This is a genomic window from Ensifer sp. ENS07 (assembly GCF_014852185.1).
In the GTDB taxonomy this organism is placed as follows: Bacteria; Pseudomonadota; Alphaproteobacteria; order Rhizobiales; family Rhizobiaceae; genus Ensifer; species Ensifer adhaerens.
In genome coordinates this window covers 364210-377641 of the sequence record NZ_JACVBE010000005.1, presented here as the reverse complement: position 1 = coordinate 377641, position 13432 = coordinate 364210, and the positions used below count along the sequence as shown (strand labels likewise).

General features: G+C 62.5%; 16 protein-coding genes. 12 read left to right on the top strand and 4 right to left on the bottom strand.

Features of this window, described 5'->3' with window-relative positions; translation table 11 throughout:
• The first annotated feature begins 30 nt into the window (after window positions 1-30).
• On the top strand, window positions 31-543 hold the full coding sequence (locus IB277_RS19075; protein ID WP_060584437.1) for a disulfide bond formation protein B: 513 nt from the start codon (window positions 31-33) through the stop codon (window positions 541-543).
• 108 nt (window positions 544-651) lie between these two features.
• Here the strand turns inward: IB277_RS19075 and IB277_RS19070 are convergent, their stop codons facing one another.
• Together IB277_RS19070 and IB277_RS19065 are read right to left on the bottom strand one after the other, a co-directional pair.
• Complete coding sequence (locus tag IB277_RS19070) at window positions 652-1209, bottom strand: HNH endonuclease (protein WP_034797858.1); 558 nt, start codon at window positions 1207-1209, stop codon at window positions 652-654.
• A gap of 107 nt (window positions 1210-1316) precedes the next feature.
• The gene (locus tag IB277_RS19065; protein ID WP_034797859.1) at window positions 1317-1964 is read right to left on the bottom strand and encodes a DNA-3-methyladenine glycosylase; all 648 of its coding nucleotides are present in this window, start codon (window positions 1962-1964) and stop codon (window positions 1317-1319) included.
• Between the two features lie 54 nt (window positions 1965-2018).
• Between IB277_RS19065 and gluQRS the strand changes: the two genes are divergently transcribed.
• The gene (gluQRS, locus tag IB277_RS19060; RefSeq protein WP_060609800.1) at window positions 2019-2900 is read left to right on the top strand and encodes a tRNA glutamyl-Q(34) synthetase GluQRS; all 882 of its coding nucleotides are present in this window, start codon (window positions 2019-2021) and stop codon (window positions 2898-2900) included.
• Here the strand turns inward: gluQRS and IB277_RS19055 are convergent.
• Entirely contained in the window at window positions 2889-3797 is a 909-nt protein-coding gene (locus IB277_RS19055; RefSeq protein WP_034797861.1) for a YihY/virulence factor BrkB family protein, read from the bottom strand. The genes gluQRS and IB277_RS19055 overlap by 12 nt on opposite strands.
• 181 nt (window positions 3798-3978) lie before the next feature.
• On the opposite strand from IB277_RS19055, the gene IB277_RS19050 reads away from it, so the two are divergent.
• From IB277_RS19050 to IB277_RS19020, 7 genes are all read left to right on the top strand, one after another.
• The gene (locus IB277_RS19050; protein ID WP_192371335.1) at window positions 3979-4812 is read left to right on the top strand and encodes an SDR family oxidoreductase; all 834 of its coding nucleotides are present in this window, start codon (window positions 3979-3981) and stop codon (window positions 4810-4812) included.
• Window positions 4813-4836: 24 nt separating this feature from the next.
• A complete protein-coding gene (locus tag IB277_RS19045; RefSeq protein ID WP_034797863.1) occupies window positions 4837-5040 on the top strand; it encodes a twin transmembrane helix small protein in 204 nt (67 codons plus the stop codon).
• 67 nt (window positions 5041-5107) lie between these two features.
• The gene (locus IB277_RS19040) at window positions 5108-5686 is read left to right on the top strand and encodes a cob(I)yrinic acid a,c-diamide adenosyltransferase (protein ID WP_034797864.1); all 579 of its coding nucleotides are present in this window, start codon (window positions 5108-5110) and stop codon (window positions 5684-5686) included.
• Between the two features lie 77 nt (window positions 5687-5763).
• Window positions 5764-6561 carry a rhomboid family intramembrane serine protease gene (locus tag IB277_RS19035; protein ID WP_034797866.1) on the top strand — a complete coding sequence of 266 codons (798 nt, stop codon included), beginning with the start codon at window positions 5764-5766 and terminating at the stop codon, window positions 6559-6561.
• A 285-nt stretch (window positions 6562-6846) separates the two neighbouring features.
• Entirely contained in the window at window positions 6847-7596 is a 750-nt protein-coding gene (locus IB277_RS19030) for an electron transfer flavoprotein subunit beta/FixA family protein (RefSeq protein ID WP_060518495.1), read from the top strand.
• A gap of 22 nt (window positions 7597-7618) precedes the next feature.
• Window positions 7619-8548: an electron transfer flavoprotein subunit alpha/FixB family protein gene (locus IB277_RS19025; protein WP_060643815.1), complete on the top strand. Its 930-nt coding sequence runs from the start codon at window positions 7619-7621 to the stop codon at window positions 8546-8548.
• Window positions 8549-8699: 151 nt separating this feature from the next.
• Window positions 8700-9572 (top strand): 3-hydroxybutyryl-CoA dehydrogenase, encoded by an 873-nt coding sequence (locus tag IB277_RS19020; protein WP_034806743.1) that lies wholly within the window; start codon window positions 8700-8702, stop codon window positions 9570-9572.
• Window positions 9573-9641: 69 nt separating this feature from the next.
• On the opposite strand, the gene IB277_RS19015 is transcribed toward IB277_RS19020, so the two are convergent.
• Entirely contained in the window at window positions 9642-10313 is a 672-nt protein-coding gene (locus IB277_RS19015) for a TlpA disulfide reductase family protein (protein ID WP_090299883.1), read from the bottom strand.
• A gap of 26 nt (window positions 10314-10339) precedes the next feature.
• Here IB277_RS19015 and argH point away from each other — a divergent pair, with 26 nt between their 5' ends.
• From argH to lysA, 3 genes are all read left to right on the top strand, one after another.
• Complete coding sequence (gene argH, locus IB277_RS19010) at window positions 10340-11743, top strand: argininosuccinate lyase (protein WP_034806619.1); 1404 nt, start codon at window positions 10340-10342, stop codon at window positions 11741-11743.
• A 118-nt stretch (window positions 11744-11861) separates the two neighbouring features.
• Window positions 11862-12056, top strand: coding sequence for a lipoprotein (locus IB277_RS19005; RefSeq protein ID WP_034806616.1), 195 nt, complete (start codon window positions 11862-11864; stop codon window positions 12054-12056).
• A 72-nt stretch (window positions 12057-12128) separates the two neighbouring features.
• Window positions 12129-13397, top strand: coding sequence for a diaminopimelate decarboxylase (gene lysA / locus IB277_RS19000; RefSeq protein WP_034806740.1), 1269 nt, complete (start codon window positions 12129-12131; stop codon window positions 13395-13397).
• The last annotated feature ends 35 nt before the right edge of the window (window positions 13398-13432 follow it).

Sequence of the window (13432 nt, the reverse complement as noted above, 5' to 3'; positions counted from 1 at the left end):
CGGTTTCGAGTTGCCGCCCGCGAGGTATAGATGATCGACGCCGCCACCCAATCCCGCCAGCATTTGCTGATCGCCGTTATCGTAACACTCGGCATGGCGGCGACCGTGGGCGGCGCGCTCGGCTTCGAGCATGTCGGTGGCTATATTCCCTGCGCGCTCTGCCTGTTGCAGCGCGATCCCTACTACTGGGGCATCCCGGTCGGTGTTTTGGCAATCGCCACGAGCGCGTTCAAACTGCCGGCGTGGACGACACGCACGCTGCTTCTCATCGTCGGCATCCTGATGCTGGTCGGCGCCGGCATGGGCGTCTATCACTCGGGCGCCGAATGGGGCTTCTGGGAAGGACCGTCCACCTGCGCCACGACCGCGCAAGGGATTTCGTCGAATGTCGGTGATCTGCTGGGCGATCTCGATTCCAAGCATGGCCCGTCGTGCACCGAAGCCTCCTTGCGGGTGCTCGGGCTCTCCTTTGCCGGATGGAATGTGATCGCCAGCCTCATCCTCGCAGCAATCGCCTTGCGCGGTGCGGCAAAGGCGCGCTGATCCCAGATCGCTCTCGGGCAGGCAACGCCCCAACAAGGGGTTCGCGAGCGCACGCACCTCTCCTGACCCCGCTTTGGGCTTAGATCCGGCAAGAAGGCACGAACAGCGTCAGGGCTGCAGTTCGACGTCCCAGTAGAGATAGTCCATCCAGCTTTCATGCAGATGGTTCGGCGGGAAGAGCCGGCCGTTGTTGTGCAGGTCCTGCACCGTCGGCTGGAAAGGCCTCTGGTGCGGGAACATGCCGGCTTGCTTCGGCAGCTTGCTGCCCTTGCGTAGATTGCAGGGCGAGCAGGCTGCGACGACATTGTCCCAGGTCGTCTGGCCGCCGTGAGCGCGGGGCACCACGTGATCGAAGGTGAGATCGTCGGGCGAACCGCAATACTGGCATTCGAATTTATCGCGCAGGAACACGTTGAACCGGGTGAAGGCCGGGTGGCGTGAGGGCTGCACGTAGCTCTTGAGGCAAACAACGCTCGGAAGTCGCATCGAGAAGCTCGGAGACGACACCGAATGTTCGTACTCGGCAAGGATATTTACACGGTCAAGGAAGACGGCCTTGATCGCGTCCTGCCAGGACCAAAGCGACAAGGGGTAGTAACTCAGCGGCCTATAGTCAGCGTTCAAGACGAGCGCCGGCAAGGCCTGTGGTGAGACTGCAATCGTCAAGCGTATTCTCCTGATCGATTCGGCATCTGCACCTTCTATATTAGGCCCGTTGCAACAGGATTGTGAAGCCGGAAACAAAAATGCGTGCGCTGGATTCGCTTTTTCCTTCAAGGTGTCACAGGAACAGCATCACGACGCATTTCCTGTGAATAATAGGCCCAGAAGAGGCGTGCGGCGACGCTGCGCCAGGGCGACCACGAAGCGGCGAGCGAATCAATTTCACGTGCGCTCGGGCGCAGTTCGAGGCCCAGTCCGTGACCGATCGCGTTTTGCAGCGCGACGTCGCCGGAGGGAAAGACATCCGGATGACCGGCGCAGAAGAGCAGATAGACTTCCGCCGTCCAGCGCCCCACCCCCTTGATCGCCGTCAGCTCCCGGATCGCCTCCGATCCTTCGATGTTGCAGATCGCGTCGAGATCGATCTGACCGCTGACGACCACCTCGGCCACGCGCCTCAGCGCCTCGGCCTTCGCCCGCGACAGCCCGATCGCCCGGCAATCCTCGTCGCTCAGCGAATTGACGCCTGCCGCCGTGACCTCGCCGAGCTTTTCTTCCATGCGCCGCCAGATCGCAGCCGCACTTGCCTTCGAGACCATTTGCGAGACGATGATGCTCGCAAGGCCGCGATAGCCGGGATCGGTGCGCCGGAGCGGCACCGGGCCGGCTCTCGCAACGACGTGCCCGAGGCGCGCATCGAGCATCACCAGGCCTGACAGCCCGGCCTCGATATCCTCATGTGTCCGGATGATCCGCATGACGCCTCCACAAAGCGGATGATTTTTATACCCCTTCCATGGCAAAGGGAAAGCATGCCTGACACGCCACCCGTTTTCCGTTTTGCCCCGAGCCCCAACGGGCTGCTCCATCTCGGCCACGCGCTTTCCGCGGTGCTGAACCATGACATGGCGAAGGCCGCGAACGGGCGTTTCCTGCTGCGCATCGAGGATATCGACCAGACCCGCTGCCGCCCGGAATTCGAGGCGGCGATCTTCGAAGACCTTGCCTGGCTCGGCCTCGACTGGGAGCGCCCGGTGCGCCGGCAATCGGAACATCTCGACGCCTACGCGTCGGCGCTTCAACGGCTGGACATGCTGGGTGTCATCTACCCCTCGGTCATGACCCGCGGCGAAATCAAGGCCGCCGTTGCCGATGCGGAAGCCGGCGGCCAGACCTGGCCGCGCGATCCGGACGGCAGCCCGCTCTATCCCGGCCGTGAGCGGGAATTGCCCCAAACCGAGCGCGCGGCTCTCAGCGCGGGCGGCAAGGCCTATGCCTGGCGGCTCGACATGGAGAAGGCCATCGCGCTTTTGGGAAAAGACCACCTGAGCTGGGCCGAGAGCGGCCATGGTCCTGAGGACGAAACCGGCACCATCATCGCCGACCCCGCCGCCTGGGGCGACGTGATCCTGTCGCGCTCCGATGCGCCGTCAAGCTACCATCTATCCGTCGTCGTCGACGACGCGTTGCAGGGCATCACCCATGTGGTGCGCGGCCGCGACCTCTATCATGCGACATCCGTGCACCGGCTGCTGCAGCGGCTTCTCGATCTGCCGGAACCGCTCTATCACCATCACCGGCTGATCCTCGGCCCGGATGGGCGCAAGCTGTCGAAGAGCAACCAGGATACCGGCATCGCCGCTTTCCGCGCCGCCGGTCGCACAGCGGAGGAAATCCGCGCGCTAATCGGCTAGGTCCTGCTCCTCGCGGGCCGCGTCGTTGCCATTGCGCAGCTGGAAGCTGCGCCGCACCATGCTCTTGACCCTGTATTTGAGGATCGCCGCATTGATCTCGGCGCCGATGATGAAGATTGCAGCGATCATGTAGAGAAACACCAGCACGATCATGATCGACGCCAGGCCAGCATAGGTAGACACATAGGTGGCGAAGGTCGCGAGGTACGAAGCAAAGGCATAAGCGCCGATCGTCCAGCAAACGAGCGTCAGCGCGATGCCCGGCAAAACGTCGATCACTTTACGGTGCCCATCCGGCAGCCAGAGATGGGACACGAGCAATCCGCTGGTCAGCACGACGAGAGCGAGCGGCAGGCTCCAGTTGTCGACGGTCGCAAGCACGCCACCAAGCCAGGGGAGCCACTGTCCGGCATAACGCACCGCCAGGGGCACGGCGACGAGCAGAATGCTGAGTGCGGCCAGGATCAGGACGCCGGCAAGCACGAAGCCGAGGCTCGCAAGCCGAGTGACGTACCAGTAGCGGCTCTCGGTCACTCGATAGGCGCGATTGAGCGAGACGCGCAGCGCCTCGACGCCGTTGGAGGCGAAATAGGCGGCGGCCAGCACCGAAACGGTCAAGAGCCCACCGCGCGGGATCGTCAGCACCCGCACGATTTCGTCGGCGATGGGCTTGGCGATCGATTCCGGCCAGGCATCGAAAATCAGATGCACCGCCGTTTCGGCAAACTGGTCGGCCCCGAGAAAGCTGCCGAGCGCCGTGCCGAAAATCAGGAAGGGAAAGACGGCGAGCAGCGACGACAGCGCCACATGGCTCGCCATCGCCCAACCGTCGTCGAGGCTGAAGTGCCAGAGCGCATCGAACACGACTTTCCAGGTGATGCGTATAAACGCTGGCATTCCATTCCAATCCTACGAGGCGCCGGGACTACCCGATCAGTACGTCCGTCTCGGCGCCGTTTCCTTGGCTTCGCATGACCCCAACGGCGACAACGCTGGCGGGTTCCGGCTTGCGCAATTCAATTGTATCCCGCCGATGAATATGGGAAACCGAGGCAGGATTTCTACAGGATTCGACCGGATGACGGATCGCCCCACAATCATTGTCACCGGATGCTCCTCCGGAATCGGCGCCCATTGCGCACGCGCGCTTCATGCCGACGGCTGGCGGGTGTTTGCGACCGTGCGCCGGGAAGAGGACCTGCAATCGCTTGAAAGCGAGGGCATCGAGACCTTTCTGATGGACTACACCAAGCCGGAGAGCATCGCTGCCCTGGCCGATACGGTGCTGGCGCTCTCCGGCGGGCGCATCGACGCGCTGTTCAACAACGGCGCCTATGGCCAGGCGGGTGCGGTCGAGGATCTGCCGACCGAGGCGCTGAGGCTCCAGCTCGAGACCAACGTGATTGGCTGGCACGACCTGACGCGGCGGGTGATCCCCGCGATGCGGGCGCGCGGCAGCGGCCGCATCGTGCAGTGCTCTTCCATCCTCGGCATCGTGCCCTATCGCTGGCGCGGCGCCTACAACGCCTCCAAGTTTGCGATCGAGGGCCTGTCCCTCACCCTCAAGATGGAGCTGGCCGGCAGCGGTATCGAGGTGAGCCTGATCGAGCCAGGGCCGATCACATCGAAATTCACCGCCAATGCCGTTACCTATATCGAGCGCTTCATCGACCTCAAGAATTCGGTGCACCGCGTCGAATACGAGCGGCAGATGCGACGCCTGAAAGGCGAAAGCAAACCCGCGGCCGGAAAGCTCGGCCCGGAGGCGGTTTATGCGGTTTTGAAGCACGCGCTGACAGCAAAGAAACCGAAACCGCACTATATTGTAACAAGGCCAGCCAGACAGGGCGCGCTTCTGAAGAAGCTCCTGCCGGCGGCACTGTTTTATCGCATCATCGGCCGACTTGGCTGAAGCAGAATTGCAAGGAAGAGTTCGATGTCCAGCTTCTTTACCGGCTTGACCCTGTTCGTCATGGGCCTGGTCGTGATCGTTTTGATCCGCGGCCTCGTGAACATGGCAAAGGGTGGCAGCGGCAACACGTCCAACAAGTTGATGCAGGCGCGTGTACTGTTGCAGGCAATCGCGATCGTGCTCATCATGGTGACCCTTTGGATCACCGGCGGCGGCCGTCCGACCTGACGCAAATTCCGAACGGACAACCGTTCCACACCGTTCCTGAAATTGCGCTAGAGGACTGCGTCCGCCCATGGTGAAGCTCAACAAGATCTATACCCGGACGGGTGACAACGGCACCACCGGGCTCGTCTCCGGCCCGCGCCGGCTGAAGAGCGATCTGCGCGTCGATGCTTATGGCGCAGTGGACGAAACCAATGCCTTCGTCGGCCTGGCTCGGCAGCATACGGCCGGCAACGTCGATCTCGACGCCGCACTGATGCGGATCCAGAACGATCTCTTCGATCTCGGCGCGGATCTCGCAACACCCGACACCGGCGAGCCGCCGCAATACGAACCGCTGCGCATCGTCGCAGCGCAGGTGACCTGGCTCGAAACCGAAATCGACCGGCTGAATACCGAACTTGATCCCTTGCGCTCCTTCGTGCTTCCGGCCGGAAGCCCCGCCTCCGCAGCCCTCCACGTCGCCCGCACGGTCGCACGCCGTGCGGAACGCCAGGTGGTGGCCCTTGCCCAGATCGAAGGTGAAGTCGTCAGCACGGAAGCCATCGCCTATATCAATCGCCTGTCGGATTTCCTGTTCGTCGCGGCGCGCTTTGCAAATGACAAAGGTCAAGCCGACGTCCTTTGGATTCCCGGAAAAAACAGATAACGTCGGCTCGCGCATTGTCGCGCCCGATCGAGATTCGGCGGGAGAAACGGGCAATAACCTGTGCTTCGGGAGACCGCATGTTCATACCGCTTCACGATACGAACACCCTGAAGCACATCAAGGTCCAGTACGTCACGATCAGCCTGATCGTCATCAACATTGCCGTCTGGCTGATCACCGGACCGATTGCCTCCGAGCAATTCACCAACGCCGCGCTGCTGGGCTTCGGCTATATCCCGGCGCTCATTTTCGACTACGCGCAGCTTGATCCCTCGCTCGTCGTCGTCCCCGACGGCTTCACCTTCGTCACCTATTCCTTCCTGCATGGCGACTTCATGCACCTCGCCATGAACATGCTGTTCCTCTGGGTGTTCGGCGACAATGTCGAGGATGCGCTCGGGCACTTCCGCTATCTCGCCTTCTATCTTCTCTGCGCGGCTGCAGGCGCACTGGCGCATGGGCTTCTCGACCCGGCCTCCGAGGCGCCGTTGATCGGCGCATCGGGCGCGATCTCCGGCGTCGTTGCCGCCTATTTCCTGCTACACCCGAAGGTGCGCGTCTGGGTGCTTGTCTTCTTCCGCATCCCGCTGCCCTTGCCCGCGGCCATCCCGCTTGCCTTCTGGATCGGCCAGCAGTTCTTCATGCTGGTCGTCGATCCCGGCAGCGGCGTGTCCTGGAGCGCCCATGTCGGCGGCATCGTCGCGGGCCTGGTTCTGGTTGTCATTTTGCGACGCCGCGATGTGCCGCTTTTCGACCGCACGATCGTCACGCCGCGCGCCGTCCGGCACAAGGCCGAACCGGTCACCGCAAGCCAACCGCCGTCGTCAGATGCGACAAGATCGCCCGTTCCCTGGGGACGCCAGACCGGATCCTGACACCGGCAATCGCCAGCCTTCAACGAGGATGATCCGTTATTTCAATGGCTTGCCTGAAGCGCGCCCGGCCCTGCCGGGACAGTGCCGCATCAGGCCCCAAGCCACTTGCCATCGATCATTCTTACGTGTACGTAAACGTAATTCCAATTCTCGGGATTATATCGATTTAGCGCCATGTACAGCGATTGTAATTGGAGAAAAAACGCGTATCGATGTCGCCAACCGACAATCAGGCGGCTCCGTTAAGGCGCATTTTCCTGCGAAAGCTCTTGGAGGGAAGAATCCATGAAAATACTTGTGACGGTGAAGCGGGTGGTTGACTACAACGTCAAGATCCGGGTGAAGGCAGACGGTTCGGGCGTCGAACTTGCGAACGTGAAGATGTCGATGAACCCCTTCGACGAAATCTCGGTCGAAGAGGCGCTCAGGCTGAAGGAAGCCGGCAAGGCTGAGGAAGTCGTCGTCGTTTCCGTTGGTCCGGCCAAGGCCGAAGAGACGCTGCGCACGGCGCTCGCCATGGGGGCCGACCGCGCCATCCTGGTTGAGACCGAAGACCAGGTCGAGCCGCTCGCTGTCGCCAAGATCGTCAAGGGTGTGGCCGAGGCTGAACAGCCGGGCCTGATTATCGTCGGCAAGCAGGCAATCGACGACGATTCGAACCAGACCGGCCAGATGCTGTCCGCCCTGCTCGGCTGGGCGCAAGGCACCTTCGCCTCCAAGGTCGAGATCGGCGATGGCAAAGCAACCGTGACGCGCGAAGTCGACGGCGGTCTGCAGACGATCGACATCAAGCTGCCGGCCGTCGTTACCACCGACCTGCGCCTGAACGAGCCGCGCTACGCCTCACTGCCGAACATCATGAAGGCGAAGAAGAAGCCGCTCGACAAGAAGTCGCCGGCCGACTTCGGCGTCGACACCGCCGCCCGCCTCAAGGTGCTGAAGACCGAGGAGCCGTCGGGCCGCAAGGCCGGCATCAAGGTCAAGTCGGTCGCCGAGCTCGTCGAAAAGCTCAAAACCGAAGCCGGCGTGCTCTGATTTAAGGAAGGGAGATTTTATCATGGCCATTCTTCTTCTGGCTGACCACGACAGCAACCACCTTTCCGACCAGACCGCCAAGGCGCTGAGCGCCGCTTCGAAGATTGGCGGCGATGTGCATGTTCTCGTTGCCGGCGCCGGCGCGAAGCAAGCTGCCGAACAGGCCGCCAAGCTTGCAGGCGTTGCCAAGGTGCTCGTTGCCGACGACGCCTCGCTTGCCAACAACCTCGCAGAACCGCTCGCTGCCCTGATCGTCTCGCTCGCTGGCAGCTACGACACGATCGTGAGCGCCGCGACCTCGGTCGGCAAGAACGTCATGCCGCGCGTTGCAGCCCTGCTCGACGTTTCCCAGGTTTCGGAAATCATCGAAGTTGTCTCGTCGGATACCTTCAAGCGTCCGATCTATGCCGGCAACGCCATCCAGACGGTGCAGACGACCGAAGCCAAGCGCGTCATCACCGTGCGCACCGCCTCCTTCGCGTCCGCCCCTGAAGGCGGCTCGGCCGCGATCGAGAGCGTCTCGGCTGCCGCCAACCCCGGCGTTTCCTCCTTCGTCGCCGACGCCCTGTCGTCGTCCGACCGCCCGGAGCTGACGTCTGCCAAGATCATCATCTCCGGTGGCCGCGCGCTCGGCTCGTCGGAAAAGTTCCAGGAAGTGATCCTGCCGGTGGCCGACAAGCTCGGCGCTGCCGTCGGCGCTTCGCGCGCTGCCGTCGACGCCGGTTATGCCCCGAACGACTGGCAGGTCGGCCAGACCGGCAAGGTGGTCGCACCCGATCTCTACATCGCCTGCGGCATTTCCGGTGCCATCCAGCACCTCGCCGGCATGAAGGACTCGAAGGTCATCGTCGCCATCAACAAGGACGAAGAGGCGCCGATCTTCCAGGTCGCCGACTACGGCCTGGTTGCCGATCTCTTCGACGCTCTGCCGGAGTTGCAGAAGGCGCTGTAAGCCCAAATCGATGCCACCCTCCGCACCCATGAAAAGGGCTGGCAAAAGCGGGGACTTGGCATTAACAATCTACCGGGCCGGCCAAACCGGCCCGGTTTGCGTGTCTGATGGCGGCCTTGCCGCCAACCCTTGAAGATGGATGTTCGCCGCGATGATCAAGACGGTCGGAATTATTGGTGCCGGGCAAATGGGCTGTGGCATCGCACATGTTTCGGCAATCGCCGGATACAAGGTGCAGATCTATGATCTGGCCGCCGAACGGATCGAAGCGGGCCTTGCAACCGTCAACGGCAACCTTGCCCGTCAGGTCTCCTCCGGCAAGATGACCGACGAGGCCCGCAAGGCAGCCCTTGCCCTGATCAAGGGCTCTTCCGATATCAACGACCTGTCCCAGGCCGATCTTGTGATTGAAGCCGTCACCGAAGACGAAACGATCAAGCGCAAGATCTACGGTCAGGTTTGTCCGATCCTGAAGCCGGAAGCGATTCTCGCGACGAATACCTCGTCCCTGTCGATCACGCGCCTGGCCTCCGCCACCGATCGCCCTGAGCACTTCATGGGCATCCACTTCATGAACCCGGTTCCGGTGATGAAGCTGGTCGAGCTCGTGCGCGGCATCGCCACGGACGAACAGACCTTCAAGACCGCCAAGGAATTCGTCGCGACGCTCGACAAGACCGTGACGGTCGCCGAAGATTTTCCGGCCTTCATCGTCAACCGCATTCTGCTGCCGATGATCAACGAGGCGATCTATACGCTTTATGAAGGCGTCGGCAGTGTCGAGGCGATCGATACCGCCATGAAGCTCGGCGCCAACCATCCCATGGGCCCGCTGCAGCTTGCCGACTTCATCGGCCTCGACACCTGCCTGTCGATCATGCAGGTGCTCTATGACGGCCTTGCGGACTCGAAGTATCGCCCCTGCCCGCTGCTGGTGAAATATGTCGAAGCCGGCTGGCTCGGCCGCAAGTCCGGACGCGGCTTCTACGATTATCGCGGCGAAGTGCCGGTTCCCACCCGCTAATTCCGTCAGCATTTGACAAGAAAAACCCGGCGATCCGCCGGGTTTTTCTTTGTCCAGATCTAGTCTCCTTCAGCTTCCCGCAGCAGGAGCAAGCGCCGCGCTGATCAGCGCCTTGGCGTCGTCGCTGTCCCAGGCGGCCGGGCCGTTCATCGAGCCGATCAGGCAGCCCTTGTCGTCGAGCAGCAGGGTTGCCGGCAGGCCGAAGGCCAGGCCTTCCTTCTTCATGTTGTTGAACACGCCCATCGAGGCGTCGCGATAATAGCCAAGCTCGTGCACGGCCGTCTCGTCGAGGAAAGCCTTCGGCTTCTCGTCGTCGCCGACGTCGATGTTGATCGCCACCACTTCGAACTTGTCGCTGCCGAGCGACTTCTGCAGGGCGTTCAAGGCCGGCATTTCCTCGCGGCAGGGAACGCACCACGTCGCCCAGAGATTGACGAGCAGCGTTTTGCCGGCAAAGGCCGAGACATTGGTCGACTTGCCGTCCGGACCGTTGAAGTCGAGCGCGATCGGCCGCGGCGACGCCGCCGGCGACATCGCGGCAACCTGCCCCTTCATGAAGGGTGTCAGCGCAGCGACCTTGGCCGAGGTCAGCGGGCAACTGGCGGAGGCCGTTTCGGTTGCCTCACCATTGCCAGACCCGGTCTCCTTCACGTATACCGCTGCCGCACCGACGATCACGCCGAACAGGGCGGCGAGCGCGAACAGTTTCACGGCCGGGGGGGATTTCTTCTGGTCGGGCATTTCATTCTCCAAGGCGGGCATTCTTCATGGCTGACGGCAATTCCGAGACGAAATCCTCCAACCAGATGTGGGGCGGTCGCTTTGCCTCGGGTCCGGACGCGATCATGGAGGAAATAAATGCCTCGATCGGCTTCGACAAGAAGCTCTATGCCCAGGACATCCGCGGCTCAATAGCGCATGCGACGATGCTGGCGCATCAAGGCATCATTTCGGCCGACGACAAAGACAAGATCGTTCACGGCCTGAACACGATCCTGTCAGAGATCGAAAGTGGTGCGTTCGAGTTCTCGCGCCGCCTCGAAGACATCCACATGAACATCGAGGCCCGGCTCGCGACCCTGATCGGTCCGGCTGCCGGCCGCCTCCACACCGCCCGCTCGCGCAACGATCAGGTGGCGCTCGACTTCCGCCTCTGGGTCAAGGAAGAGCTGCAGCGCACCGAGAAAGCGCTGACGGCGCTGATCGCCGCCTTCCTCGACCGCGCCGAGGAACATGCAGATACCGTCATGCCCGGCTTCACCCATCTGCAGACCGCGCAGCCCGTCACCTTCGGCCATCACTGCATGGCCTATGTCGAGATGTTCGGCCGCGACCGCTCGCGCGTGCGTCACGCCATCGAGCACATGGACGAGAGCCCGATAGGCGCCGCCGCCCTTGCCGGTACCGGCTTCCCGATCGACCGTCACATGACCGCCAAGGCGCTCGGCTTTGCCGGCCCGACCCGCAACTCGATCGACACGGTATCGGACCGCGACTTCGCGCTCGAATTCCTGTCGATGGCCTCGATCACTGCCACGCACCTGTCGCGGCTGGCCGAAGAGATCGTCATCTGGTCGACGCCGCAGTTCGGCTTCATCCGCCTGTCGGATGCATTTTCGACCGGCTCCTCGATCATGCCGCAGAAGAAGAATCCCGACGCCGCTGAACTGGTGCGCGCCAAGACCGGCCGCATCAACGGTTCGTTGATCGCGCTGCTCACGGTCATGAAGGGTCTGCCGCTCGCCTATTCCAAGGACATGCAGGAAGACAAGGAACAGGTCTTCGACTCAGCCGAAAGCCTCGAGCTGGCGATCGCCGCCATGACCGGCATGGTTCGTGACATGACCATCCGTAGCGATCGCATGAAGGCCGCCGCCGGCTCCGGCTATTCGACCGCGACCGACCTTGCCGACTGGTTGGTGCGTGAGGCAGGCCTGCCCTTCCGCGACGCCCACCATGTGACCGGCCGCGCCGTGGCGCTTGCTGAACAGAAGGGCTGCGACCTCGCGGATCTTTCGCTTGCCGACCTGCAGTCGATCCACGCCGACATCACCGAGAAGGTCTTCGATGTCCTGACGGTCGAAGCCTCCGTGGCCAGCCGTACCTCCTTCGGCGGCACGGCGCCCAACGAGGTTCGCAAGCAGATCGCCTGGTGGCGCGCCCGCAACTAAGGCATCCGCAGGTAAGCCCGCTGCGGGCGGCTCTTCGCCCGCAGAAACAGGGTGCACAAGTGCCTGAAAAATCGGTAAGACATCGCACCTGCATCAGTTCCCGCGAAGGAAAATCACGATGACATTCACGAAGGCGGCCCGGCTTGCACTTCTGCTGGCGATCCCCGGGCTGGTTCTTGTCGGTTGTGGACGCAAGGGCGACCTCGATCGCCCCGGCTCGACCGCGCCGATCAACACCAAGGCGCCGGCAGGAACTGTCGAGCAGAAGGAAAAAGCAGACGAGCGTTCGTTCCTGCTCGATCCCCTCCTCTAGTAGAAATTACGCAATTCCGAACGGAAGCCGCTTCGCACTTTCCTGGAATTGCTCAAAGTCGAGCTGCGTGACGTGAACCATTTTCAATACCGCGACGGAATTCTCTACGCCGAAGATGTGCCGGTGACCGATATCGCCCGCGCCGTCGGCACACCCTTCTACTGCTACTCGACCGCCACACTCGAGCGCCACTATACGGTGTTCTCCAAGGCTTTCGCCGATGTGGATGCGATGGTTTGCTATGCGATGAAGGCCAACTCGAACCAGGCGGTACTGAAGACGCTCGGCCGCCTTGGCGCCGGCGTCGACGTGGTCTCCGGCGGTGAGCTGCGCCGGGCGCTGGCGGCCGGCATCCCGGCAAACCGCATCATGTTCTCCGGCGTCGGCAAGACGCCGCTGGAAATGGATCTCGCACTGGAAGCCGGCATCTACTGCTTCAACGTCGAGTCCGAGCCGGAACTTGAGGTCCTGAACCAGCGCGCCGTTCGCGCCGGCAAGCGCGCCCATGTGTCCTTCCGCATCAACCCTGATGTTGACGCGAAGACCCATTCCAAGATTTCCACGGGCAAGAAGGAAAACAAGTTCGGCATTTCCTGGGAGCGCGCCCGCGCGGTCTACGCCCATGCCGCAACGCTGCCCGGCATTGAGGTGACCGGCATCGACATGCATATCGGCAGCCAGATCACCGAACTTCAGCCCTTCGACGACGCCTTCAAGCTGCTGCGCGAACTGGTCGATACGCTGCGCTCCGACGGCCACTCGATCGATCATGTCGACATCGGCGGCGGCCTCGGCATTCCCTACAAGGACGACAACAATCCGCCCCCGCTGCCGGACGCCTATGCGGAAATCGTCAAGAGCCAGCTGCAGTCGCTCGGCTGCAAGATCGTCACCGAACCGGGCCGGCTGATCGTCGGCAATGCCGGCATTCTGGTGACCGAAGTCATCTACGTGAAGGACGGTGGCGACAAGACCTTCGTCATCGTCGACGGTGCGATGAACGATCTCATCCGCCCGACCCTCTATGAGGCCTATCACGAGATCCGCCCGGTCCGCATCTCCGCCGCCAACGCGCCGCGCATCCGCGCCGACGTCGTGGGCCCGGTCTGCGAAACCGGCGACTATCTGGCGCTCGACCGCGAGATGGCGATGCCGAAGCCTGGCGATCTCTTTGCCATCAGCTCGGCCGGCGCCTACGGCGCCGTGCAGGCCAGCACCTACAATTCACGCCTCCTGATCCCGGAAGTTCTGGTCAAGGGCGACCGTTTCCACGTCGTTCGCCCGCGTCAGGACTATGACGCGTTGATCGGTCTCGATTCGGTGCCGGACTGGCTCGACTGACCCGTCCGGGCATGACAACGACAATCTGTGGATCG